20 protein-coding genes are annotated in these 23,733 nt (G+C 70.5%); 19 read left to right on the forward strand and 1 reads right to left on the reverse strand.

The genetic code is table 11. The features are described from left to right. The first annotated feature begins 74 nt into the window (after positions 1-74). Genes AC07RM_RS29685 through AC07RM_RS29700 form a run of 4 tightly spaced genes read left to right on the forward strand, consistent with a single transcriptional unit; the run spans position 75 to position 3,880 of the window. Positions 75-1,148 (forward strand): NAD/NADP-dependent octopine/nopaline dehydrogenase family protein, encoded by a 1,074-nt coding sequence (locus AC07RM_RS29685; protein WP_093348923.1) that lies wholly within the window; start codon positions 75-77, stop codon positions 1,146-1,148. Continuing rightward, positions 1,138-2,136, forward strand: a complete 999-nt coding sequence (locus AC07RM_RS29690) for a 3-hydroxybutyryl-CoA dehydrogenase (RefSeq protein ID WP_495336793.1) — start codon at positions 1,138-1,140, stop codon at positions 2,134-2,136. Before AC07RM_RS29685 ends, AC07RM_RS29690 begins: the two co-directional genes overlap by 11 nt. Next, positions 2,133-2,948, forward strand: a complete 816-nt coding sequence (locus AC07RM_RS29695) for an alpha/beta fold hydrolase (RefSeq protein ID WP_495336794.1) — start codon at positions 2,133-2,135, stop codon at positions 2,946-2,948. The genes AC07RM_RS29690 and AC07RM_RS29695 overlap by 4 nt, the downstream gene beginning before the upstream one ends. Beyond that, positions 2,945-3,880 (forward strand): quinone oxidoreductase family protein, encoded by a 936-nt coding sequence (locus tag AC07RM_RS29700; protein WP_495336795.1) that lies wholly within the window; start codon positions 2,945-2,947, stop codon positions 3,878-3,880. The genes AC07RM_RS29695 and AC07RM_RS29700 overlap by 4 nt, the downstream gene beginning before the upstream one ends. 9 nt (positions 3,881-3,889) lie before the next feature. Here AC07RM_RS29700 and AC07RM_RS29705 read toward each other — a convergent pair whose 3' ends face one another. Beyond that, complete coding sequence (locus tag AC07RM_RS29705; protein WP_398501153.1) at positions 3,890-4,375, reverse strand: MarR family winged helix-turn-helix transcriptional regulator; 486 nt, start codon at positions 4,373-4,375, stop codon at positions 3,890-3,892. Between the two features lie 198 nt (positions 4,376-4,573). On the opposite strand from AC07RM_RS29705, the gene AC07RM_RS29710 reads away from it, so the two are divergent. The 15 genes from AC07RM_RS29710 to AC07RM_RS29780 all read left to right on the forward strand — a co-directional run bounded on the left by AC07RM_RS29710 (position 4,574) and on the right by AC07RM_RS29780 (position 23,701). Further along, positions 4,574-6,745 carry a thiamine pyrophosphate-dependent enzyme gene (locus AC07RM_RS29710; protein WP_495336796.1) on the forward strand — a complete coding sequence of 724 codons (2,172 nt, stop codon included), beginning with the start codon at positions 4,574-4,576 and terminating at the stop codon, positions 6,743-6,745. Positions 6,746-6,753: 8 nt separating this feature from the next. Further along, positions 6,754-8,247, forward strand: a complete 1,494-nt coding sequence (locus tag AC07RM_RS29715) for an indolepyruvate oxidoreductase subunit beta family protein (RefSeq protein WP_495336797.1) — start codon at positions 6,754-6,756, stop codon at positions 8,245-8,247. Positions 8,248-8,269: 22 nt separating this feature from the next. Next, a complete protein-coding gene (locus AC07RM_RS29720; RefSeq protein ID WP_495336798.1) occupies positions 8,270-9,256 on the forward strand; it encodes a PDR/VanB family oxidoreductase in 987 nt (328 codons plus the stop codon). 17 nt (positions 9,257-9,273) lie between these two features. Continuing rightward, entirely contained in the window at positions 9,274-10,590 is a 1,317-nt protein-coding gene (locus tag AC07RM_RS29725; protein WP_093348943.1) for an aromatic ring-hydroxylating dioxygenase subunit alpha, read from the forward strand. Next, complete coding sequence (locus tag AC07RM_RS29730; RefSeq protein WP_495336799.1) at positions 10,590-11,075, forward strand: aromatic-ring-hydroxylating dioxygenase subunit beta; 486 nt, start codon at positions 10,590-10,592, stop codon at positions 11,073-11,075. The genes AC07RM_RS29725 and AC07RM_RS29730 overlap by 1 nt, the downstream gene beginning before the upstream one ends. A gap of 16 nt (positions 11,076-11,091) precedes the next feature. Next, positions 11,092-12,720, forward strand: coding sequence for an AMP-binding protein (locus tag AC07RM_RS29735; RefSeq protein ID WP_495336800.1), 1,629 nt, complete (start codon positions 11,092-11,094; stop codon positions 12,718-12,720). A 301-nt stretch (positions 12,721-13,021) separates the two neighbouring features. Beyond that, a complete protein-coding gene (locus tag AC07RM_RS29740; RefSeq protein WP_296794583.1) occupies positions 13,022-14,191 on the forward strand; it encodes a thiolase family protein in 1,170 nt (389 codons plus the stop codon). Then, complete coding sequence (locus tag AC07RM_RS29745; RefSeq protein WP_203204949.1) at positions 14,188-15,444, forward strand: SDR family NAD(P)-dependent oxidoreductase; 1,257 nt, start codon at positions 14,188-14,190, stop codon at positions 15,442-15,444. The genes AC07RM_RS29740 and AC07RM_RS29745 overlap by 4 nt, the downstream gene beginning before the upstream one ends. A 28-nt stretch (positions 15,445-15,472) precedes the next feature. Next, complete coding sequence (locus tag AC07RM_RS29750; RefSeq protein ID WP_395348415.1) at positions 15,473-16,285, forward strand: cyclase family protein; 813 nt, start codon at positions 15,473-15,475, stop codon at positions 16,283-16,285. Then, entirely contained in the window at positions 16,282-17,013 is a 732-nt protein-coding gene (locus AC07RM_RS29755) for an SDR family oxidoreductase (protein WP_495336801.1), read from the forward strand. Before AC07RM_RS29750 ends, AC07RM_RS29755 begins: the two co-directional genes overlap by 4 nt. Positions 17,014-17,066: 53 nt before the next feature. Then, positions 17,067-18,233, forward strand: a complete 1,167-nt coding sequence (locus AC07RM_RS29760; protein WP_495336802.1) for an ABC transporter substrate-binding protein — start codon at positions 17,067-17,069, stop codon at positions 18,231-18,233. 23 nt (positions 18,234-18,256) lie between these two features. Further along, positions 18,257-20,716 (forward strand): penicillin acylase family protein, encoded by a 2,460-nt coding sequence (locus AC07RM_RS29765; RefSeq protein WP_495336803.1) that lies wholly within the window; start codon positions 18,257-18,259, stop codon positions 20,714-20,716. A 72-nt stretch (positions 20,717-20,788) separates the two neighbouring features. Next, positions 20,789-21,886 carry an ABC transporter substrate-binding protein gene (locus AC07RM_RS29770; RefSeq protein ID WP_495336815.1) on the forward strand — a complete coding sequence of 366 codons (1,098 nt, stop codon included), beginning with the start codon at positions 20,789-20,791 and terminating at the stop codon, positions 21,884-21,886. A 22-nt stretch (positions 21,887-21,908) separates the two neighbouring features. Beyond that, positions 21,909-23,240, forward strand: a complete 1,332-nt coding sequence (locus AC07RM_RS29775) for an aromatic ring-hydroxylating dioxygenase subunit alpha (protein WP_495336804.1) — start codon at positions 21,909-21,911, stop codon at positions 23,238-23,240. After that, a complete protein-coding gene (locus tag AC07RM_RS29780; RefSeq protein ID WP_495336805.1) occupies positions 23,237-23,701 on the forward strand; it encodes an aromatic-ring-hydroxylating dioxygenase subunit beta in 465 nt (154 codons plus the stop codon). The genes AC07RM_RS29775 and AC07RM_RS29780 overlap by 4 nt, the downstream gene beginning before the upstream one ends. Positions 23,702-23,733 lie beyond the last annotated feature (32 nt).

Consider the following 23,733-nt stretch of genomic DNA (forward strand, 5'->3'; position numbering starts at 1 on the left):
GCGCGCAGTCCTGCATTCCGGTTCCGCATCGTCGGTGGCCGGTTCATCAACCTCAGCTTTTCGACCCTTCGACCATGAAAATCGCGATCCTGGGTGGCGGCCATGGGGCCTATGCGGCCGCCGCCGATCTGTCCGAAGCCGGGCATGAAGTGCGGCTGTGGCGCCGCGACGCGGCCGCGCTGCAGCCGGTCATCGACAGCGGCAGCATCGTGCTCAAGGATGCGCGCGGCGTGCGCGAGGTGCCGATCGCGCTGCCCACCGCCGACATCGGCGCCGCGCTGCGCGATGCCGAACTCATCGTGCTGCCGACCCCGGCCATCGCGCAGGACTTCATCGCGCGCGCCATGGCGCCGCACCTGGTCGACGGCCAAGTGGTGTTCCTGCCGCCCGGCACCTTCGGCAGCTACGTGATGGCGCGCACCGTGCGCGAGGCCGGCAACCGCGCCGACGTGGCCTGGGCCGAGACCGGCACCTTGCCCTACCTGGCGCGCAAGCATGGCGAGCGCGAGGTCAACGTCACGATCCGCGCCATCCGCCTGCCCACCGGCGTCTATCCGGCACGCAAGGCCGCGCAGGCGATCGACACCATCCGCGTGGCCTACCCGAGCGTGCACGGCTGCGGCGACGCGCTCTCGGGCGCGCTGATGAATGCCGGCCCCGTCATCCATCCGCCGCTGATGGTGATGAATGCCGCGCCGCTGCAGCACTTCGAGCGCTGGGACATCCACAACGAAGGCACGCAGCCCGCGGTGCGCGCCGTGACCGACCAGCTCGACCGCGAGCGCATCGCGGTGCGCGAGGCCTTCGGCCACGGCGGCCCGCACTATCCGCTGGCCGACCACTACGACAACGATCGCTGGATGTACGGCGATGCCCACAAGCAGCTCGTGAAGTCGGGCGACTGGCGCGAGAACATCGACCTGCACGGCCACCGCTACATCACGGAAGACACCGAGCTCGGCCTGGCCTTCCTCGCCTCGGCTGCAAGGCATGCGGGCGTCGACGCACCGATCGCCCACGGCCTGCTCGCGATCGTCGGCGGCTTCCTCGGCCGCGACCTGCGCCAGGGGCCGCGCAGCTTCGAGGCCCTGGGCCTCGCGGATCTTTCGGCCGACGCGCTGCGCCAGAGGCTGCACGATGGCGAATGAGCCGGTCCGCTTCGCCGCGGTCGGCGCGGGGCGCATGGGCCGCGGCATCGCGATCGCCTTCGCCTACGCGGGCCACCGCATCGCGCTGGTCGACCTGCGCGTGCGCGGCGACGAGGCCTGGAACAGGCTGCACGACGAGGCACGGCAGGAGATCGCGGCCAGCCTCGCGGGCCTGGCGCAACTCGGCGTGATCGATGCGGCGCAGGCCGAGGCCATCGCGGCGCGCGTGCAGTACGTGCGCGCGGCGCAGGCGCCGGCGGCGCTCGCGCAGGCCGAGCTGGTGTTCGAGGGCGTGCCCGAAACGCTGGCGGCCAAGCGCGAGGCCTTCGAACAGATCAACGCCCATTGCCGCGACGACGCGATCCTGACCTCGACCACCAGCAGCATCCTGGTCACGCAGCTCGCGGCGCTGGTGCGCAGGCCCGAGCGCTTCCTCAACATGCACTGGCTCAACCCGGCCTACGTGATCCCCGTGGTCGAACTGAGCTGCCATCCGGGCACCGACCCCGCCGTGCTGGCGCGCACGCGCGAGATCATGGAAGCGATCGGCAAGCTGCCCGTGGTGTGCGGGCCCACGCCCGGCTACATCGTGCCGCGGCTGCAGGCGCTGATCATGAACGAGGCCGCGCGCATGATCGAGGAGGGCGCCGCCACCGCCGAGGAGATCGACAAGGCCACGCGCCACGGCCTCGGCCTGCGCTTCGCGGCGCTCGGCGTGGTCGAGTTCATCGACTTCGGCGGCTGCGACATCCTGCACCACGCGAGCCGCGAGATGTCGGCCTCGATCGACAAGGGGCGCTACACCGCGCCGGCCATCGTCGACCGCATGGTGGAGGAGGGGCGGCTCGGCCTCAAGAGCGGCAGCGGCTTCTATGCCTACGAAGGCACCGACACCGCCGCCTACCGCCGCGACGTGCTCTCGCGCACGCTCGGCATGCTGCGCCACGCGGGCCTCTGGCAGCCCGCGGCCGAACGCACGCTGCCATGACGCCGACCATCCGCCGCGCCTTCGCCGATCTGTCGGTCGGGCAGGTGCACCACGCGAGCTGCGGCGACATCGATGCGCCGCCGGTGCTGCTGCTGCACCAGTCGCCGCGCAGTTGGCGCGAGTACGAAGCGGTGCTGCCCCTGCTCGGCGCGCGGCATCGCGCGATCGCGATGGACACCGTGGGCTTCGGCGATTCGGCCGCGGGCAGCGAGCCCGCCTCGATCGCGCACTGGGCCCGCGTCGCGGCCGAGCTGCTCGATGCGCTGCGCATCGAACGCATCGCCGTGGTCGGCCATCACACGGGCGGCGTGATCGCGATCGAACTCGCGGCCGCGCTCGGCGCGCGCGTGCGCGCGCTGGTGCTGTCCTCGACCCCCTACACCGGCGCAGCCTTTCGCCGCGCGCGTGCCGAGCGTCCGCCGATCGATGAGGTCGAGCCCAGCGAAGACGGCAGCCACCTCGCGGCACTGTGGGGCAAGCGGCAGGGCTTCTATCCGCCGAACCGGCCCGAGCTGCTCGAGGCCTTCGTGCTCGATGCGCTCAAGGTCGGCCGGCGGCTCGAGGAAGGCCATCGCGCCGTGGCCTCGTACCGCATGGAAGAGCGCATCGATCGCGTCACGCAGCCCGTGCTGATCGTGCGCGCGCCCGAGGATCCTTTCGCCTCGCCGCATGCGCAGGAGCTCGCGCAGCATCTGCGCCACGCGGCCAGCGTGCGCATCGCCGACATCGAAGGCGGCATGGTGCCGCTGCCCGACCAGTTGCCCGAAGCCTTCGCGCGCTGCGTGGACGACTTCCTCGCGGGCCTCGCATGAAGGCCGTGCGCATCGCGCAATGGGGCGCGCCGCCGCGCATCGAGCAGCGGCCCGATCCCGTGCCCGCGCCGGGCCGCAGCCTGGTGCGCATCCAAGCCGCGACCGTCGGCCACATCGACCGCACCGTGTGGCGCGGCGGTTTCCTGCGTCCACCGCCCTTGCCGTACACGCCCGGTGTCGAGGGCGCGGGCATCGTGATCCACAGCGAACGCTTCGCGTCGGGCCAGCGCGTGTGGCTGCGCGGCAGCGGCCTCGGCACGCAGTTCGACGGCACCTGGTGCGAGATCGCCGATGCGCCCGACGCCGCGCTCGGCGAACTGCCCGAGGGCCTCGACATGGCACTGGGCTCGGCCTTCTTCTCGCCCTGCACCTCGGCCTGGGTCGCGTTGCACGAGGTGGCGCGCGTGCGCGCAGGCGAGCGCGTGATGGTCACGGGCGCGAGCGGTGCGGTCGGCTCGCTCGCGGTGCAGCTCGCGCTCGAGATCGGTGCGAAGGTCTGCGCGGTGGTGGCCGATGCGTCCGCCGACCATGGCTTGCCTGCGGGCGCGGACATCGTCGAGTGGCGGCCCGGCATCGAAGCGCCGTCGCAAGAGGCCGAGGTGCTGATCGATACCGTCGGCGGCGATGTGCTCGCCACGCTGCTGGGCCGCGTGCTGCCCGGTGGCCGCGCGGTGCTGATCGGCTACACGGCGGGCGAGACCCTGTCGCTCTCGCTGCCGGCCTTCATGCAGCGCGACGTGAGCCTGCTGCCGCTCAACATGTTCCGGCGCGAGGCGCAGGGCCGCGCGGCCGTGCCTCGATTGCTCGAGCGATTGGCCGACGGAAGGCTGCGGCTCGCGGTGCAACGCTTCGCGTTCGACGAAGCGGCACGGGCGCTGGACTGGATCGCGCAGCGCGGCCATCGAGGCCGCGCGGTGCTCGTCGCGGACTGAGCTTCAGCGCTACTCGTCGTCCTCTTCCTGCGCCGCGTCCGTCGGCGCATGCGCATGCAGCTGGATCATCAGCCGCAGCGTGTTCTTGAGTTCCTCCGCGCGCGTGAGGCCGAAGGGCTCGAGCACGCGGCGCTCGTGCTCGCTCGCGAGCTGCATCAGATGCTCCACCTTGGCCGCACCCTTGCGGGTGATGCGCACCAGCGTGATGCGGCGATCGCTCTCATGGGGAATGCGCTCGACCTGGCCCTGCGTTTCCATGCGGTCGAGGAGCCGCGTCACGGTCGGCTGCTTGGTCACGGTGATCTGCGCGAGCCGGCCGATGCTCACCGCATCGCCGCCCGCGAGCGAGGCCATCACGCGCCACTCCGACACCGAGAAACCCTCCTGCCGCGCCACCTCGTGGAACTCCGAGGAGATCAGCTGGCTCGCCTGCGCGAGCAGCGCGGGCAGATAGTTGTCGACGAAGCGCTGCGGCTTCTTTTCAGTGCTTCCCATGCGTTCTCCCGATGCACATCGAACGACCCGAAAGTGGCACGCGGCTTGCGTGTCTAGGGTTATTCATGATTGTGGATAGATTCATTTCTAAACAGTATACGTACCAAGGCCCGTACAAGCACTCATCGCTTTTCTGCAGGTGATGCATGAACGGGCCACCGCCCACACGGTGACGTCGATCCAGGAAAAGAGCAAGCCATGGCCGAGCGTTCGTTTGTCGAAGAAGTGAAGAAACTGCGGCTGTCCGCCGGTGAAGTGTTCCGCGGCGAAGGCATCCTCGCCGTCACCAAGGCGCTGCTCGAATCGGGCGTGTCGTACGTCGCGGGCTACCAGGGCGCGCCGATCTCGCACCTGATGGACGTGCTGGCCGATGCGCAGGACATCCTCGCCGACCAGGGCATCCGTTTCGAGAACAGCGCGAGCGAGGCCACGGCCGCCGCCACGCTCGCGGCCTCGGTCAACTATCCGCTGCGCGGTGCCGTGACCTTCAAGGCCACGGTCGGCACCAACGTCGCATCCGATGCGCTGGCCAACCTCGCCTCGGGCGGCGTGACCGGCGGCGCGCTGGTGATCGTGGGCGAGGACTACGGCGAAGGCTCCTCGATCATGCAGGAGCGCAGCCATGCCTTCGCGATGAAGTCGCAGATCTGGCTGCTCGATCCGCGGCCCAACCTGCCGAGCATCGTCGAGGCCGTGAAGCAGGGCTTCGAGCTCTCCGAGGCCAGCCACACGCCCGTGATGCTGCAGCTGCGCATCCGCGCCTGCCACGTGCACGGCCAGTTCATTGCCGCCGACAACCGCCGCGCCGCCTACTCGGTGCAGGAGGCGGCCGAGAACCCGCGGCGCGACGTGAGCCGCATCGTGCTGCCGCCCGCGAGCTTCGTGCACGAGCAGGAGAAGGTGAAGGAGCGCTGGCCCGCGGCCGTGCGCTTCATCGAGGAGCGCGGCCTCAACGAGTTCTTCGCCGACGGCGCCGACGACATCGGCATCGTGGTGCAGGGCGGCAGCTACAACACGCTGGTGCGCGCGCTCGAGCGCCTGGGCCTGGCCGACGTCTACGGCAACAGCCGCATCCCGCTGTACGTGATGAACGTCGCCTACCCGGTGATCGACAGCGAGGTGGTGCGCTTCTGCGAAGGCAAGCGCGCGGTGCTGATGGTGGAGGAGGGCCAGCCCAACTTCATCGAGCAGAACATCGCGACCATCCTGCGCCAGCGCGGCGTGACCACCGCGCTGCACGGCAAGGACATGTTGCCGGTGGCCGGCGAGTACACGGCCGCCGAGTTGCTGCAGGGCGCGCGCGTCTTCTGCGAGCGCTACGGCCGCCTCGCGCCGCAACCGGCCGCGCCCGTGCCGGCCCCGGTGCGCAAGGTGATCCCGCTGATCGAGCTGCCGAGCGAGCCGGCCGCGCCGCTGGCCGACAGCGTGCACGCGCGCCCGCCGGGCTTCTGCACCGGCTGCCCCGAGCGCCCGATCTTCAGCGCGATGAAGCTGGTCGAGCGCGAGCTCGGCCCGCACCACGTGAGCGCCGACATCGGCTGCCACCTGTTCTCAATCCTGCCGCCGTTCCACATCGGCAACACCACCATGGGCTACGGCCTCGGCGGCGCGGGCGCGGCCGCCATGGGCGCGCCGCGCGGCAAGCGCGCGATCGCGATGATGGGCGACGGCGGTTTCTGGCACAACGGCCTCACGAGCGGCGTCGCCAACGCGGTGTTCAACCAGAGCGACAACCTCACGATCGTCGTCGACAACAACTACACCTCGGCCACCGGCGGGCAGGACATCCTGTCGTCGAAGGCCGTCAACGCCACCCGCAGCACCGGCCATGCGATCGAGCGCGCGGTGCGCGGCGTGGGCGTGAACTGGGTGCGCACCATCCGCCGCACCTACGACGTGGCCGGCATGCGCGATGCGCTCAAGGAGGCGCTGACCACCAAGGAGAAGGGACCGAAGGTCCTGATCGCGCAGTCCGAGTGCATGCTCAACAAGCAGCGGCGCGAGAAGCCGCTGGTGCGCAAGGCCATCGCCGACGGCAAGCGCATGGTGCGCGAGAAGTTCGGCGTCGATGCCGACACCTGCACCGGCGACCACTCCTGCATCCGGCTCTCGGGCTGCCCCTCGCTGTCGATCAAGACCAATCCCGATCCGCTGCGCACCGACCCGGTCGCCACCGTGCTCGAGAGCTGCGTGGGCTGCGGCAACTGCGGCGACGTCTCGCACGCGGCCGTGCTGTGCCCCTCGTTCTACAAGGCGCGCATCGTCAGCAATCCCACCGGTTGGGACCGCCTGCGCGAGCGTGTGCGCGGCGCCGTCATCGGCTGGCTGCAGCGCGGCGCGGCGCGCCGGCGCGAGGCCTATTCGTTCTGAGCGCGCCGATGACCACCCCACAACCGATCAAGATCGCGATCCTCGCCATGGGCGGCGAGGGCGGCGGCGTGCTGGCCGACTGGATCGTCGACATGGGCGAGGCCAACGGCTGGGTCGCCCAGACCACCTCCGTGCCCGGCGTGGCGCAGCGCACCGGCGCCACCATCTACTACGTGGAGCTGTTCCCCGAGGCCGCCGCGCGCGCCGACGGCGGCCAGCCGGTGCTGGCGCTGATGCCGCTGCCCGGCGACGTCGACCTGGTGCTCGCCTCCGAGCTGATGGAAGCCGGCCGCGCGGTGCAGCGCGGGCTGGTCACGCCCGACCGCACCACGCTGATCGCCTCGACGCACCGCGTCTATTCGATCGCCGAAAAGAGCGCGATGGGCGACGGCCGCGTCGACAGCCGCGAACTGCTCGCGCATGCGGCGCGCGCCGCGCACCGCTTCATCCGCTTCGACATGGCGCAGGCCGCCGAGGACGCGGGCAGCGTGATCAGCGCCGTGCTGTTCGGCGCGCTCGCGGGTTCGGGCGTGCTGCCCTTCGGCCGCGCCCAGTTCGAGGCCACCATCGAGCGCGGCGGCGTCGGCGTGAAGCCCAGCCTGCGCGCCTTCGGTGCCGCCTTCGCGCGCGCCCAGGCCGAGGAGGGCGAGGCGCCCGCGCCGGCCCTGCCGCCGGCCGCACCGCCGCAGCCGCGCCATCCCGCGGTGCGCGCGCTGGTCGAGCGGGTGCAGAAGGATTTCGCGCCGGCGCAGCAGGCGCTGCTGCTCGAGGGCGTGCGCCGCCTCATCGACTACCAGGACCCGGCCTATGCGGGCCTCTACCTCGACCGCGCCGCCGCGCTGCAGTCGCTCGGCAGCCCGGCGCTGCTCGAGGTCGCGGCGCGCCACCTGGCGCTGTGGATGTCCTACGAAGACACGGCGCGCGTCGCATCGCTCAAGATCCGCGCGACCCGCTTCGACCGCGTGCGCGACGAGTCGCGCGTGCAGGCCGACCAGCTGCTCGCGATCCACGAGTACATGCATCCGCGGCTGCAGGAGATCTGCGAGACCCTGCCCGCGGGCCTGGGCCGCTGGCTCATGCGCACCGGCTGGGCGCGCGGCCTGGTCGAGCGCTTCACGCAGAAAGGCCGCGTGGTGCAGACCAGCTCGCTGCACGGCTACCTGTTGCTGTCCACCGTGGCCGGCATGGGCCGCTGGCGCCGTTCCACGCTGCGCTACGCGGACGAGAACCGGCGCATCGAGGCCTGGCTGGCCGAGATCGCCACCACCGCCGCGCGCAACACCGAGCTCGCGATCGAGGTCGCGCAGTGCCAGCGGCTGGTCAAGGGCTACAGCGACACGCACGAACGCGGCCTGCGCAACTACGACACCGTGATGGCGGCCCTGCGCCGCGCCGGCGATGCGCTCGCGCCGGCCACCTTGCGCGAACTGCGCAATGCCGCGCTGGCCGACGAGCACGGCCACCAGCTGCAGGCGGCGCTGGTGCGCCACGCGCTGGCCTGAACGACGAAGAAGAGACGACACCATGGCCTCCGATCCCACGACCCTTCGCCTGCGCGTCGCCGAGGCGCGCGAACTCAATCCGCTGGTCCGGCTGTTCCGCCTGCGCGCCGACGATGGCGCCGCGCTGCCGGGCTTCGAGGCCGGCGCCCACATCCGCGTGCGCGTCGACCTCGGCAACGGCCAGTCGGACTGGCGCCACTATTCGCTGATCGACTTCGCGGCGGGCGGCCAGCCGGCACCGGCCGAGTACCTGATCGCGGTGCGCAAGGAGGCCGCGGGCCGCGGCGGCTCGCGCTTCATGCACGAGCGGCTGCGCGAGGGCGACACCCTCGAGGCCGAGCCGCCGAAGAACGATTTCCCGCTGCACGGCGGCGCGGGCCGCGCGGTGCTGCTGGCCGGCGGCATCGGCATCACGCCGCTCGCGAGCATGGCCGCGCACCGCCGGGCGCAGGGCCTGCCGGTGGAACTGCACTACGCGGGCCGCAGCCGCGCGCTGATGGCCTTCCTGCCCGAGCTCGGCGAGCTGCTGGGCCCCGACCTGCTGCTGCACGACGACGAAGCCAAGGGCGCGCCCTTCGACGTGGGCGCGCTGCTCGCGCGCTGCGATCCGGCCGACCAGCTCTATGTCTGCGGCCCCAAGCCCATGCTCGACGCGGTGCTGGCCCAGACCCAGGCGCGCGGCTGGAACAGCGACCGCGTGCACTTCGAACTCTTCACCGCACCCGTGGTGGAGGAGGGCGACCATGCCTTCGAGGTCGAGCTCGCGATGTCGGGCCAGCGCTTCAGCGTGCCGGCCGACCAGAGCATCCTCGACTGCCTGATCGAGCACGGCTGCGACCCGATGTTCGACTGCAAGCGCGGCGAATGCGGCGTGTGCGCCGTGCCCGTGATCGACGGCGAGATCGACCACCGCGACTACGTGCTCACGGCGCGCGAGAAGGCCGCGGGCAACGTGATCCAGATCTGCATCTCCCGCGCCAAGGGCCAGCGGCTGGTGCTCGACCTCTGAACCCAAGGAGTCCACGCATGACCAGCTACCGAGGCAATCCCGACGCGGTTCGCGCGCTGGTGCGGCCCGACCGCGTGCACCGCGACCTCTACATCAGCGAGGAGATCTTCGCGCTCGAGCAGGAGCACTTCTTCGCCAACACCTGGAACTACGTCGGCCACGAGAGCCAGCTCCCCAAGCCCGGCGACTACATCACCAACGAGATCGCGGGCCGGCCGCTGATCGTGGTGCGCCATGCCGACGGCAGCGTGCGCGTGCTGATGAACCGCTGCGCCCACAAGGGTTCGCGGCTGGTGAGCGCGCCCTGCGGCAACACCGGCAAGTTCTTTCGCTGCCCCTACCACGCCTGGACCTTCAAGACCGACGGCTCGCTGCTGTCGATCCCGCTGAAGAACGGCTACGAGGGCACGCAGCTGCACGACTGCGAGGCCTCGAAGGGGCTGGTGCCGGTGGCCGGCGTGCGCAGCTACCGCGGCTTCGTCTTCGTGAAGATCAACGATGTCGGACCCTCGTTCGAGGAGTACTTCGGCGACTCGCTGAGCTCGATCGACAACATGGCCGACCGCTCGCCCGAGGGCGAGCTCGAGATCGCCGGCGGCTGCCTGCGCTTCACGCACCAGTGCAACTGGAAGATGTTCGTCGAGAACCTCAACGACACCATGCACCCGATGGTGGCGCACGAGTCCTCGGCCGGCACCGCCAAGACCATGTGGGCCGGCAAGCCCGCCGACGAACCCAAGCCGATGGCGATCGAGCAGTTCGTGCCCTTCATGTCCGACTACAAGTTCTTCGAGGACATGGGCGTTCGCACCTACGACAACGGCCACAGCTTCACGGGCGTCAACTTCAGCATCCACAGCAAGTACAAGGCGATCCCCGCGTACGACGACGCGATGAAGGCCCGCTACGGCGAGGAGCGCACCGCGCAGATCCTCGGCATGGCACGCCACAACACGGTCTACTACCCGAACCTCACGATCAAGGGCGCGATCCAGGCGATCCGCGTGGTCAAGCCGGTCTCGGCCGGCATGTCGATCGTCGAGAGCTGGACCTTCCGCCTCAAGGGCGCGCCGCCCGAGCTGCTGCAGCGCACCACCATGTACAGCCGGCTCATCAACTCGCCGTTCTCGGTGGTGGGGCACGACGACCTGCAGGCCTACCGCGGCATGCAGGCCGGGCTGCATGCCAGCGGCAACGAGTGGGTGAGCCTGCACCGCAACTTCGAGGACGGCGAGGCCGAGCGCAGCGGCGAGGCCACCACCGTCGGCACCAGCGAACTGCCGATGCGCAACCAGTACCGCAGCTGGGCACGCTACATGACGGAGACGATGTGATGAGCGCCGTCGTCACGCACCAGCAGCTGGTCGACTTCGTGGTGCGCGAGTGCCGCCTGCTCGACGCCAAGCGCTACGAGGAGTGGAACGCGCTCTTCACCGACGAGGCCTTCTACTGGGTGCCGCTGATTCCCGACCAGGAGGACGGCATCAACCACACCTCGCACATGTACGAGGACAAGCTGCTGCGCGAGCTGCGCATCGAGCGCCTGAAGAGCCCGCGCGCCTTCTCGCAGCAGCCGCCGAGCCGCTGCCACCACCTGCTGCAGGCGCCCACGGTCGAGGAATTCGACGAAGCCGCCAACCGCTACGTGGTGCGCACGGAGTTCCACTACACCGAGTGCCAGGGCGACGAGCTGGAGTTCTACGTCGGCACCTTCTTCCACCACCTGCTGTGGCAGGACGGCGCACTGCGCATGACGCTCAAGCGCGTGAACCTGCTGAACTGCGACGCGGCGCTGCCCGCGGTGCAGCTCTTCATCTGAACGGACGGACACCGCGATGACCCATCCCACCGTCCATGCCGCCTTCGCCGCCTCGGCGGCGCGCACGCCCGAGGCCGAGTTCCTGTGCGTCGAGCCGGTCACGGCCGCGAGCTATGGCATCGAGGCCGTCGGCATCCGCTGGCGCGAGGCCGTGGCCGAGGTCGACCGGCTGCGCGAAGCCTATGCACGCGCGGGCTACGGCCATGGCCACCGCGTCGGGCTGCTGCTCGAGAACCGGCCGGCCTTCCTGTACCACTGGTTCGCGCTCAATGCGCTCGGCGTGAGCGTGGTGCCGATCAATGCCGAGATGCGCGCGGCCGAGCTGGCCTACCTGATCGGCCACAGCGGGATCGAGCTCGCGGTGAGCCTGCCGCAGCGTGCCGATGACCTGCGCGCGGCGGCGCAGCGCGAAGGTGCCACGCTCGACGTGATGCAGGCCTCGGACCCCGAAGTGCCGCCGGCCCGCAGCAGCGCACCGCGCGCGCACGAACCCGTGGGCCCCCACACCGAATGCGCGCTGCTCTACACCTCGGGCACCACCGGGCGTCCCAAGGGCTGCATGCTGGGCAACGAATACTTCATCCGCGCGGGCGAGTGGTATGCGGGGCTCGACGGTGTGTGCGAGGTGCGGCGCGACCGCGAGCGGATCATCACGCCGCTGCCGCTCAACCATGTGAACGCGATGGCCTTCTCGACCATGGTGATCCTGGTGGCCGGCGGCTGCCTGATCCAGCTCGACCGCTTCCATCCGAAGAGCTGGCTGCACAGCGTGCGCGAGACCGGCGCGACCATCGTCCACTACCTCGGCGTGATGCCCGCGATGCTGCTGGCCGCGCCCGCGTCGCCCTCCGACCGCGAGCACGCGGTGCGCTGGGCCTTCGGTGCCGGCGTGGACCGGCGCAACCATGGCGTGTTCGAGGAGCGCTTCGGCTTCCCGCTGGTCGAGGCCTGGGCCATGACGGAGACCGGTGCCGCCGCCTGCGTGATGGCGAACCACGAGCCGCGCCACATCGGCACGAGCTGCTTCGGCCGGCCCGAGGATTTCGTCGAGCTGCGGCTGGTCGACGAGGCCGGCGCGGACGTGCCGGTGGGCACGCCGGGCGAACTGCTGGTGCGCAGCGCGGGTCCGGATCCGCGCCGCTATTTCTTCTCGGGCTATCTCAAGGACGAGGCCGCGACCCAGGAGGCCTGGGCCGATGGCTGGTTCCACACGGGCGACATGGTGCGCCGCGAATCCGACGGCAGCCTCTGCTTCGTCGACCGCAAGAAGAACGTGATCCGCCGCAGCGGCGAGAACATCTCGGCGGTGGAGGTCGAGAGCGTGCTGAACCAGCACCCGGCGGTGAAGAGCTCGGCCGTGGCCGCGACGCCCGATGCGGTGCGCGGCGACGAGGTGCTGGCCTGCATCGTGCTGCACGAGGCGGTGAATGAGGATGCCCGCTCCGCCATGGCGCTGAGCATCGTGGCGCATGCGCTCGACCAATTGGCCTATTACAAGGCGCCTGGCTATGTGGCGTTCGTCGATGCCTTGCCGCTCACGGCTTCTCAAAAAATTCAACGCGGGGAGTTGCGTGTGCTGGCCCAGGGGTTGCCTGGGCAGGTGCATTGCATCGATACGCGTGGGTTGAAGAAGAGGCAAGGGTGATTATGGAAATCCTCTGCGTTGTTCGCTCGGGGCGGGCTCACGCCGACGGGGTACTCCCCTCCGCGAATGTCCCCCGCCCTTCGGGCTCCTCCTTTATTTCGCTGCGGGGAGTACCCCGTCGGCGTGAGCCTGGGACGCGCCGGTCGAACCGGCCGCACAACGACTGCGCTTCTCGTGCGGAGGGCATCGGGTGCTCCCCGCAGCGAAATAAAGGAGGAGCCGAAGGCGGGGGACATTCGCGGAGGGGAGTACCCGGTGTCCTCCGCACGCACCCCCGTCCGAACAAAGTGGAGTCCAACCAATGACCCACCGCCAATCCTACGAAGGCGTAGCCGTAGCGGTCCCCGTCACGGTGCCCTACCAGCGTTACTCCACGCTCACCGCCCATTGGTTCCTCGGCCAGGCGATCGAGGCATTGGTGAAAGACAGCGGGATAGACAAGGAAGCAATAGACGGCCTCTGCATCAGCAGCTTCTCGCTCGCCCCAGACACCGCAGTAGGCGTCACCCAGCACCTGGGCCTCTCGCCACGCTGGCTCGACCACGTACCCACGGGCGGTGCCTCGGGCGTGATGTGCCTGCGCCGTGCCGCGCGCGCGGTGCAGAGCGGCGATGCCGATGTCGTGGCCTGCGTGGCGGCCGACACCAACCATGTCGACTCCTTCCGCCAGACCCTCGGCAGCTTCAGCAACTTCGCGCGCGATGCCACCTATCCCTACGGATCGGGCGGGCCCAATTCCATCTTCGCGATGATCACCGCGCACTACATGCGCCGCTTCGGCGCGAAGCGCGAGGACTTCGGACGCATCGCGGTGGACCAGCGCGCCAATGCGCTGCGCAATCCCAACGCCATGTTCAAGAAGCCGCTCACGCTCGACGAATACATGGACGCGCGGCCCATCGCCGAGCCCTTGCACCTGTTCGACTGCGTCATGCCCTGCGCGGGGGCCGAGGCCTTCCTCGTGATGAGCGAGGAGCGTGCGCGTGACCTCGGCCTTGCGCACGTCGCGATCCGTGGCGCCATCGAACGCCACAACGCCTATTCGGAAGATCCGGTGATGGTGCAGGGCGGCTGGCGCCGCGACCGCGACGACCTCTATGCCCAGGCCGGCGCCGCGCCCGCGCAGGTCGACTTCATCCAGACCTACGACGACTATCCCGTGATCGCCATGATGCAGTTCGAGGACCTGGGCTTCTGCGAGAAGGGCGAGGGCCCGGCTTTCGTGCGCTCGCACACCATGACCTGCGAAGGCAGCTTTCCCAACAACACCAGCGGCGGCCAGCTGTCCGCGGGCCAGGCCGGTGCCGCGGGCGGCTTCCTCGGCATGACCGAGACCATCCGCCAGCTCACCGACACCGCGGGAGCGCGCCGCGTGCCCGACGCCAAGCTGGGCCTCGTGGCCGGCTTCGGCATGGTCACCTACGACCGCTGCCTGTGCACCGGCGCCGTCCTCCTGGGGAGAAGCCAATGACCATGCCCCTCATGCGCCCCCCGCGCAAGAACCCCGTGCTGCGCACGCGGCAGATGAACCTGCCGCCCTGGCAGCGCGGCCGCATCGCGCTGGGCATCACCGCCGCCGCGGCCGAGGGCCGCTTCGAGCTGCAGACCTGCGAGGACTGCGGCACCGTGCAGTACCCACCGCGCGCGGCCTGCCACAAGTGCCTGTCGCCGCACCTCGCCTGGCGCGAGCAGGACGGCGAGGGCGAGCTGCTCAGCAGCACCACGCTGCATCACAGCAACGACCTGTTCTTCCGCGAACGCCTGCCCTGGCGGCTGGGCCTGGTGCACCTCGATGCCGGCCCGACGCTGATGGTGCACCTGCACGGCGAGGTCGGCGAGGCGCCCTCGCGCGTCAAGGTGGGCGCGCGGCTCGACCGCGCGGGACAGGCGGTACTGATCGGATTCCCGAACCAAGGAAGTGCACACATGGCCGACGACAGGATGCTCAGAGAAATGACCAGCGACCCCAAGTTCCGCAAGGTGTTGGTGACCGACGGCAAGACCGAGGTCGGGCAGGCGATCGTGCGCGCCCTCGTGAAGGCCGGCGCCGACATCGTCTGGGTCGGCCATGCCGAACCCTGGAAGAAGCTCGGCGACGGCCTCGACGACATCGGCGCGCTGCCGCAGGTCACGCTGGTGCCGCTCGACCTCACCAACGGCCGGCAGGTGACCGAGCTCGCGGGCTCCATCGGCGGCAAGGTCGACATCGTCATCAACAACGCCGAGGTGCACCGCACCTTCGGCATCGCCTCGCGGCGCGGCACCGACGTGGCCAAGGCCGAGATGGACATCAACTACTTCGGCGCGCTGCGGCTGGCGCAGGAGTTCGGTCCCGCGCTCAAGGGCCGCTCGGCCGATGGCGCCACCGGTGCCACCGCCTGGGTCAACCTGCTGTCGATCTACGCGCTGAGCAACTACCCGGCGCACGGCACCTTCAGCGCCTCGAAGGCCGCCGCCTATTCGCTCGCCCAGTGCCTGCGCGCCGAGATGCGGCCGGCCGGCATCCGTGTCGTCAACGTGTTCCCGGGCCCGATCGACGACGAGTGGAACCAGCACATGCCGCCGCCCAAGCTCGGCGCTCCGGCGCTCGCGAGCGCGATCGTGAAGGCGCTGCGCGACGGCGTGGAAGACGTCTACCCCGGCGACGTGGCGCAGGAATGGCTCGAGCGCTGGCGCGACAACCCCAAGGTGCTGGAACGCGAACTCGCGGCCGGCGGCAGCTGAAGACAGACAGAGACAGGAGCGCTCCCCGATGACCACCAGCAACCCCACGCTCACCCCGGCGCAGATCCTCGCGGGCCTGGCCGGCGCCCTGGCCGGCGGCGGCATCCGCGTGATCGACCTCACCCAGACCCTGACGCCCGAGTTCCCGCAGATCGCGCTGCCGCCCGAGATGGGCCAGTGCTGGCCGTTCCGCATCGAGGAGGTCTCGAAGTACGACGAGCGCGGGCCGGGCTGGTACTGGAACAACTTCTCCTGCGGCGAACACACCGGCACCCACTTCGATGCGCCGATCCACTGGATCTCGGGTCGCGACCTGCCGAACAACTCGGTCGACACCATCCCCGTGCAGCACTTCGTGGCGCCGGCCTGCGTCATCGACTGCTCGCCGCAGGTCAAGGACGATCCCGATTACCTGCTCACGCCCGCGGACATCGAGGACTACGAGGCGAAGCACGGCCGCATTCCGGCCGGGGCCTGGGTGCTGATGCGCACCGACTGGTCGAAGCGCCACGATCCCGAGGCCTACCAGAACTTCGACGAGACCGGCCAGCACACCCCGGGCCCGAGCACCGAGGCCGTGCGCTTCCTGGTCGAGCAGCGCGACGTGCTGGGCTTCGGCTCCGAGGCCATCGGCACCGATGCCGGCCAGGGCTACCACCTGCGCCCGCCGTACCCCTGCCACTACTACATGCACGGCGCGGGCCGCTACGGCCTGCAGTGCCTGAGCAACCTCGACCTGCTGCCGCCCGCGGGCGCAATGCTGATCTGCCCGCCGCTGAAGATCGAGAAGGGCAGCGGCAGTCCGCTGCGCGTGCTCGCGCTGGTGGGAGCGAACGCATGAGCGACGCACCTAAGACTGCCGTCGTCACCGGCGGCAGCGCCGGCATCGGCAAGGCCATCTGCTTCGACCTGCTCGCGCAGGGCTACGAGGTCGTCTCGCTCGCGCGCCGCAAGGCCGAGATCGACCATCCGAAGCTGCACAGCATCGAGGTCGACCTGGCCGACCGCGCGGCCACGGCCGAGGCCGCGAAGGAGCTGGTGTCGCGCTTCGAGGTGACCACCGTGGTCCACAACGCCGGCGTGATCCGCGCCGCGCTGCTGCCCGAAGTCCAGCTGTCCGACCTCGACGCGCTGGTCGACCTGCACCTGGGCTGCGCGATCCAGCTCGTGCAGGCCGCGCTGCCCGCGATGCGCGCGCGCCGCTTCGGCCGCGTGGTGCTGCTGTCGTCGCGCGCCGCGCTGGGCCTGGCCACGCGCACCAGCTACTCGGCCACCAAGGCCGGCATGCTGGGCATGGCGCGCACCTGGGCGCTCGAGCTCGCGCCCGAGGGCATCACCGTCAACGTGGTCGCGCCCGGGCCGATCCGCACCGACATGTTCTACGACGTGGTCGAGGCCGGCAGCGAGAAGGAACGCGCGCTGGCCGCCAGCGTGCCGGTGCGCCGCCTCGGCGAATCGGCCGACGTGGCGCGCGCCGTGCGCTTCTTCGCCGACCCCGCCAACAGCTTCGTCACCGGCCAGGTGCTCTACGTCTGCGGCGGCACCAGCGTCGGCAGCCTCGCGCTCTGAATCCCCACCACCGAGTTCCCGTCACCCACCCCCCTCACTCCAGGAGAAGAAGCATGACAGTCATGACCCGAATCCGTGCCCTCTCGGGCCTCGCCGTGGCCGCGGGTGCGCTCGCGGTATCGAACGCCTGGGCGGCAGACCTCAAGGTCGGTTTCATCACCTCGCTGTCGGGGCCGGTGTCCTCGCTCGGCATTCCCTACGACAAGGGCATCAAGGCCGCGCAGGCCTACAAGTCCGAGGTCGGCGGGCGCAAGGTGCAGCTGATCGCGCTCGACGATGCCTCCGATCCCTCGACCGCCGCGCGCAACGCGCGCAAGCTGATCGAGGAGGACAAGGTCGACGTCATCATCGGCACCGCCGGCGCGCCGGGCTCGCTGGCCATCGCCGGCGTGGCGCGCGAGACCAGGACCCCGCTGATCTCCATCGCCAACGCCGACCTGCCGGGCGAGGAGGGCGCGTGGATGGTGACGCTGCCGCAGCCCGCGCCGCTGATGATGGGCGCGATGGTCGAGAAGATGAAGCAGGCGGGCGTGAAGAGCGTGGCCTACATCGGCTACTCCGACGCCTGGGGCGACCTGGTCTACGACGCGCTCAACAAGGCCGCGCCCGCGGCCGGCATCAAGGTGGTGAGCAACGAGCGCTATGCGCGCAGCGACTCCTCGGTCGCCGGCCAGGTGCTGAAGATCGTCGCGCTGCGCCCCGACGCCGTCATCACCGGCGCCTCGGGCACGCCAGGCGCGCTGCCCTACCTCGCGCTGACCGAGCGCGGCTACAAGGGAAAGATCTACGGCATGCACTCGCTGATCAACCCCGACTTCATCCGCGTCGGCGGCCCCTCGGTCGATGGCCTGCTCGCGCCCACGGGCCCGGTGGTGGTGGCCGAGCAGCTGCCCGACAGCAACCCGATGAAGAAGATCGCGCTCGACTTCCGCGCCGCCTTCCAGAAGGCCAACGGCGCGCCACCGACCGACACCTTCTCGGCCTACAGCTTCGATGCCTGGCTGATCTACCTCGACGCCGCGCAGCGCGCGCTCGCCACCAAGGCCGAGCCCGGCACGCCGCAGTTCCGCCTCGCGTTGCGCGACGCCATCGTGAGCACCAAGGAGCTGGTGGGCACGCACTCGGTCTACAACTTCAAGCCCGACAACCGCTACGGCTCCGACGACCGCTCGCGCGTGGTGGTGCGGCTCGACAAGGGCCAGTGGAAGCTGGTGCCTTGAACGCCGCGCGGCCCGCCTCGCCGATGAACGCCATCGCTTCGCACCGCCCGCGCGCCCGGACCGTGGCCGGCGCGCTGCTGGCCGCGGCCTGGCTGGCCGGCTGCGCCACGCAGGCGCCGCCGGCCGGCGAGGTCACGATCAAGCGCGACGGACACGGCGTGCCGCACGTCTACGCCGGCACCACCTACGGCCTGTTCTACGGCTTCGGCTACGCGGTGGCCGAGGACCGGCTCTACCAGCTCGAGATGGCCAGGCGCTCGGGCAACGGCAGCGTGGCCGAGGTGCTCGGGCCCGACTACGTGGCGGTCGACACCGCCACGCGCTCGAACATCGACCCAGCGAGCATCCGGCGCCAGATCGATGCGCTGGGCGCCGACGACCGCGCCCTGTTCGAGGGCTACGCGGCCGGCGTCAACGCACGCATCCGCGAAGTGCTGGCCGACCGCGCGCGGCTGATGCCGCGCCAGTTCATCGACAACGGCTTCGCGCCCACCGCCTGGTCCGCCGACGACGTGGCGCTGGTCTGGATCGGGCTGATCCTCAACCGCTTCTTCGCCGGCACGGCCGAGGTCGCGAACCTCTCGCTGCTGCAGCAGCTCAAGGTGGCGCGCGGCGATGCCGCGGGCCTGCAGCTCTACGAGCAGCTGCGCTGGCTCGAGGATCCGACCGCGCCCACCATCGTGCCGCGCGGCGTCCCGGCCCCGCGCACGAGCGCGCGCGCCGAGCCTGGCGACGCGGCGCTCGCGCCGCTGTCGCCCACGGCGGCCGCCGACTTCCGCGCGACGCAGGTCGCGCGCCTGGGCCTGGCCGCGGCCGAGCAGATGCCGACCGCCAGCAATGCCTGGGTGCTCGGGCCCGGCCGCACCCGCGAGGGCGTGGCGGTGCTCTACAACGGGCCGCAGCAGGGCTTCAACAACCCGTCCTTCGTGCATGGCATCGGCCTGCACGGCGCGGGCTACGACCTGACCGGCCTCACGCCCGTGGGCCTGCTGCCGGTGCTGTTCGGCACCAACGGCACGATCGCCTGGGGCTCGACCGTGGGCTCGCTGGACACCAACGACAGCTACCAGGAAGAGCTCTCGCCCACCGACCGCTACCGCTACCGCTACGAGGGCGCCTGGCGGCCGATGGCGCGGCGGGTCGACGAGATCCGCGTCAAGGGCGAGGCGCCGCGCCGCATCGAGGTCCATTCGACCGTGCACGGCTTCGTGCAGAGCTGGGACCTGCCGAACCAGCGCGCCTACACCGTGCGCAGCAGCTGGCAGGGCCGCGAGGTCGAGACCATGCTGGGCTGGGCCCAGGCGGCCCGCGCGCGCGACTGGCCGCAGTTCCTCGCGCAGGGCGCGCGGGTCAGCGCCTCCATCACCTGGTTCTATGCCGACGTGGCGGGCAACATCGGTGTCGCCGGCCTGGGCAGCCAGCCGCGCCGGCCGGCCACGCAGGACATCCGCTTTCCCGCGCGCGGCGACGGCAGCATGGAGTGGCAGGGCCTGCTGCCCTTCGAGGCCAATCCGCGCAGCTTCAATCCGGCGCAGGGCTATCTCGCGAGCTGGAACAACCAGATCGCCGCGGGCCTGCGTGCCGACGGCGCGAACTTCTCGCATGTCGACCGCGTGGCGGAGATCCATGCGCAGCTGCAGGGCGACGCGAGGCTCGACGCCGACCAGGTCTGGCGCGTGAACGAGAACGCCGCGCTGGCCGACCTCAACGCGCGCTACTTCGTGCCGAAGATCGTCGAGGCCGCGGCGCGGCTGCCGCAGAACGATCCGGCGCGCCGTGCGGCCGACCTGCTGGCGCGCTGGGACTTCAAGAACCGGGCCGCGCCCGGCGACGCGGTCTATGCCGACAATGCCACCACCGTGCTGCGCGCCTGGCTCGCCGCCATGGGGCGCCGGCTGCTGTCGCAGGACCTGCCGGCGCCGGTGCTCGCGAACTACGCCAACCTTGGCTATCCCACGCTCACGCCACGCGGTTCGCCGGGCAGCGTGCAACCGGCCGCGGTGTCCAAGCTGATCTGGAATGCGCTCGCGGGCCCGGCCTCGGGCGTGCCGCAGCGCATCGACTTCCTGCATGGGCAGGACCCGCAGGCGCTGGTGCGCGCGGCGCTGGCCGACGCGGTGGCCGAGCTGTCCGCCGCGCGCGGCCCGGACATGGCGCGCTGGACCACGCCCGTGGTGCGGCACCGCTTCTCCAGCATCAACGCGATCGGCGTGCCCTGGGCCGGTGCCGACGAGCAGCCCGAGACCAGCCCCTACATGAACCGCGGCACGCTGAGCTACCGCGTGGTGCTGCGCCCGGGCGCGGTCGGCATGTGCTCGGTGGCCGCGCCGGGCCAGAGCGGCTTCGTCGATCCGGCCGGCCGGATCGACAAGCACTACGGCGACCAGCTCGCGCTGTTCCAGGACTTCGGCTGCAAGCCGGAGCGGCTCACCCCGGCGCAGCTCGACGCCGACCTCGAATCCACGCGCACGCTGCGCTACTGACCCGCCCCAGAAAGGACCACCCCCGTGACCCATCTCTTCCCCCGCCTGGCCACCGCCGTGCTGGCCGCCTGCATGGTCGCCGGCGCCGCCGCCGCCGACCTCAAGGTCGGCGTCATCAGCTCGCTCTCGGGCCCGGTCTCGGCGCTCGGCATTCCCTACGAGAAGGGCATCCGTGCCGCGCTCGCGCAGCAGCCGACCATCGCCGGCCACAAGGTCGAGCTGATCGTGCTCGACGACGCCTCCGATCCCACCACCGCCGGGCGCAACGCGCGCAAGCTGGTGACCGAGGACAAGGTCGACGTGCTGATCGGCACCTCGGGCGTGCCCGGCGCGATGGCGATCGCGGCGGTGGCGCGCGAGCTCGGCACGCCGCTGATCTCGCCCACGCCGGTGTCGCTGCCGGGGCCGGAGAACGTCTGGACCGTCTCGGTCTCGCAGCCCTTCGAGCTGATGGTGGCGGCGGTGGTCAAGCGCATGCAGCACGCCGGCGTGAAGTCGGTGGCCTTCATCGGCTTCTCCGATGCGCTCGGCGACCTCGCCTACGACTCGCTGATGAAGAGCGCGGCCGCGGCCGGCATCAAGGTGGTGGCGAACGAGCGCTATGCGCGCAGCGACTCCTCGGTGGCCGGGCAGGTGCTGAAGATCGTGGCCGCCAAGCCCGACGCGGTGTTCGCGGGCAACTCGGGCACGCCCGGCGCGCTGCCCTACCTGGCACTGGCCGAGCGCGGCTACAAGGGCCAGATCTACGGCACGCACGGCCTGATCAACGCCGACTTCGTGCGCGTGGGCGGCAAGTCCATCGAGGGCCTGCAGGTGCCCAGCGGCCCGGTGCTGGTGGCCGAGCAGCTCGATGCGGTCAACCCGATCCGCAAGGTGTCGATGGACTTCCGCGCGGCCTACCAGAAAGCGCACGGCGCGGCACCGGTCGATGCCTTCTCGTCGTACACCTACGACGCCTACCTGCTGCTGGCCAATGCCGCGGCGCGCGCCAAGGGCGAGCCGGGCACGCCGGCCTACCGCACGTCGCTGCGCGATGCCATCAACAGCACCAAGGAGCTGGTCGGCACGCACGGCATCTACAACTTCAAGCCCGACAACCGCTACGGCTCGGACGAGCGCGCGGTGGTGATCGTGCGCATGGAAAAGGGCCAGTGGAAGCTGGTGCCCTGAGCGCCCGCACCTGACGCACGCCATGAGCCGCTACCGCGAACACCCCGAGGCGATCCGCGCGCTGGTCGAGGACCGGCGCGTGCACCGCGACGTCTACCTGAGCGAGGAGCTGTTCGCGCTCGAGCAGGAGCGCTTCTTCGCGCGCACCTGGCTGTTCGCGGGCCATGCGAGCGAGGTGCCGCGGGCCGGCGACTACCGCACGCTCGAGCTCGCAGGCCGGCCGCTGGTGATGGTGCGGCAGGCCGATGGCGCGCTGCGCGTGTTCTACAACCGCTGCGCCCACAAGGGCAGCCAGCTCGTGAGCGACGAGCGTGGCAACGCCGGCAAGTTCTTTCGCTGCCCCTACCACGCCTGGACCTACAAGCTCGACGGCGCGCCGCTCGCGCTGCCGCTGAAGTCGGGCTACGAGAACACCGGGCTCGCGCAGTGCGAGTCGGGGCGCGGGCTCTCGCCCGTGGCGGGCCTCGCGGTCTACCGCGACTTCGTGTTCGTGCGCCTGTCGCCGCAAGGCCCGAGCTTCGAGGACTATTTCGGCGGCGTGCTGCATGCCATCGACAACATGGTCGACCGCTCGCCCGAGGGCCGGCTCACGGTGGCCGGCGGCGTGCTGCGCAACATCGTCCACTGCAACTGGAAGATGTACCTCGAGAACATCAACGACACGGTGCATCCGATGTCGACGCACGAGTCGGCCACCGCCGCGGCCGAGGGCCTGTGGGCCGGCATCACGGCGGCCGAGCCCGATGCGGCCAAGCCGATGGCGATGGAGCAGATCCTGCCCTTCGGCGCGGGCTACGACTTCTTCGACCGCATGGGCGGTCGCGTCTATCCCAACGGCCACAGCGTGCTGGGCATCCACTTCAGCATCCATTCGAACTATGCGCAGCTGCCGGGCTACGAGGCCGCGATGCGCGCCGCGCACGGCGAGGAGCGCGCGACCGAGATCCTGCAGCGTTCGCCGCAGAACTCGGTGCTGTTCCCCAGCCTCTCGGTCAAGGGCTCGCCGCAGGCGATCCGCGTGATCCGCCCGCTCGCGGCCGATCGCACCCTGATCGAGGCCTGGAGCTTCCGCGCCGAGGGCGCGCCCGAGCTGCTGCTGGAGCGCTCGATGAACTACAACCGGCTCGTGTTCTCGCCGATGTCGGTGGTGGCGCACGACGACGTGCACCTGTTCGAGAGCATGCAGAAGGGCCTGCGCGGCGAAGGCAACGAGTGGGTGAGCCTGCACCGCGACTTCGATTCGGCCGAACTCGCGCAGGGAACGGCCGAGACCAACGGCACCAACGAGCTGCTGATGCGCAACCAGTTCCGCGCCTGGGCGAAGTTCATGGGCGAGCAGGGGGAGGGTGCATGAACGATGCCATCGACCTCGTGGTGCGGGAGGCCGCGCTGCTCGACGCGCGCCGCTTCGACGACTGGCTCGCGCTGTACGACGCCGAATGCCTCTACTGGGTGCCGCTGCTCGGCGCGGCGCAGGCCGATCCGCGCAGCCACAACGCCATCGCCTGCGAGGACCGGCTGCTGCTGCAGCTGCGCGTCGACCGGCTGAAGAACCCGCGCGCGCATTCGCAGCATCCCGCGAGCCATTGCCAGCATGTGCTGCAGCGTTCGGTGCCGGAGGCCGACGAAGGCGGCGAGGCCGTGCTGCGGACCCCTTTCATCTACATCGAGGCACGCGGCGAGTCGCAAGTGCTGCTCACCGGCAGCTACCGCCATCGACTGGTGCGCATCGAGGACGGCTGGCGCATCCGCGAGAAGCGCGTCGACCTGCTCAACCCGGGCCAGGCATTGCCGGCCATCCAGCTTTTCATCTAGTTCCCTCCCTCGTTCCACTCTCCATCCTTTCC

The sequence above is a fragment of the Variovorax sp. GW821-FHT09B05 genome, from assembly GCF_059418265.1.

Bases quoted from the DNA above. Each gene is read 5' to 3' on its own strand.
- AC07RM_RS29770 (WP_495336815.1), top strand. From the start codon at position 20,789: ATGGTCGCCGGCGCCGCCGCCGCCGACCTCAAGGTCGGCGTCATCAGC.
- AC07RM_RS29765 (WP_495336803.1), top strand. From the start codon at position 18,257: ATGAACGCCATCGCTTCGCACCGCCCGCGCGCCCGGACCGTGGCCGGC.
- AC07RM_RS29735 (WP_495336800.1), top strand. From the start codon at position 11,092: ATGACCCATCCCACCGTCCATGCCGCCTTCGCCGCCTCGGCGGCGCGC.
- AC07RM_RS29745 (WP_203204949.1), top strand. From the start codon at position 14,188: ATGACCATGCCCCTCATGCGCCCCCCGCGCAAGAACCCCGTGCTGCGC.
- AC07RM_RS29700 (WP_495336795.1), top strand. From the start codon at position 2,945: ATGAAGGCCGTGCGCATCGCGCAATGGGGCGCGCCGCCGCGCATCGAG.
- AC07RM_RS29730 (WP_495336799.1), top strand. From the start codon at position 10,590: ATGAGCGCCGTCGTCACGCACCAGCAGCTGGTCGACTTCGTGGTGCGC.
- AC07RM_RS29720 (WP_495336798.1), top strand. From the start codon at position 8,270: ATGGCCTCCGATCCCACGACCCTTCGCCTGCGCGTCGCCGAGGCGCGC.
- AC07RM_RS29715 (WP_495336797.1), top strand. From the start codon at position 6,754: ATGACCACCCCACAACCGATCAAGATCGCGATCCTCGCCATGGGCGGC.
- AC07RM_RS29740 (WP_296794583.1), top strand. From the start codon at position 13,022: ATGACCCACCGCCAATCCTACGAAGGCGTAGCCGTAGCGGTCCCCGTC.
- AC07RM_RS29775 (WP_495336804.1), top strand. From the start codon at position 21,909: ATGAGCCGCTACCGCGAACACCCCGAGGCGATCCGCGCGCTGGTCGAG.
- AC07RM_RS29685 (WP_093348923.1), top strand. From the start codon at position 75: ATGAAAATCGCGATCCTGGGTGGCGGCCATGGGGCCTATGCGGCCGCC.
- AC07RM_RS29690 (WP_495336793.1), top strand. From the start codon at position 1,138: ATGGCGAATGAGCCGGTCCGCTTCGCCGCGGTCGGCGCGGGGCGCATG.
- AC07RM_RS29710 (WP_495336796.1), top strand. From the start codon at position 4,574: ATGGCCGAGCGTTCGTTTGTCGAAGAAGTGAAGAAACTGCGGCTGTCC.
- AC07RM_RS29760 (WP_495336802.1), top strand. From the start codon at position 17,067: ATGACAGTCATGACCCGAATCCGTGCCCTCTCGGGCCTCGCCGTGGCC.
- AC07RM_RS29755 (WP_495336801.1), top strand. From the start codon at position 16,282: ATGAGCGACGCACCTAAGACTGCCGTCGTCACCGGCGGCAGCGCCGGC.
- AC07RM_RS29695 (WP_495336794.1), top strand. From the start codon at position 2,133: ATGACGCCGACCATCCGCCGCGCCTTCGCCGATCTGTCGGTCGGGCAG.
- AC07RM_RS29725 (WP_093348943.1), top strand. From the start codon at position 9,274: ATGACCAGCTACCGAGGCAATCCCGACGCGGTTCGCGCGCTGGTGCGG.
- AC07RM_RS29780 (WP_495336805.1), top strand. From the start codon at position 23,237: ATGAACGATGCCATCGACCTCGTGGTGCGGGAGGCCGCGCTGCTCGAC.
- AC07RM_RS29705 (WP_398501153.1), bottom strand. From the start codon at position 4,375: ATGGGAAGCACTGAAAAGAAGCCGCAGCGCTTCGTCGACAACTATCTG.
- AC07RM_RS29750 (WP_395348415.1), top strand. From the start codon at position 15,473: ATGACCACCAGCAACCCCACGCTCACCCCGGCGCAGATCCTCGCGGGC.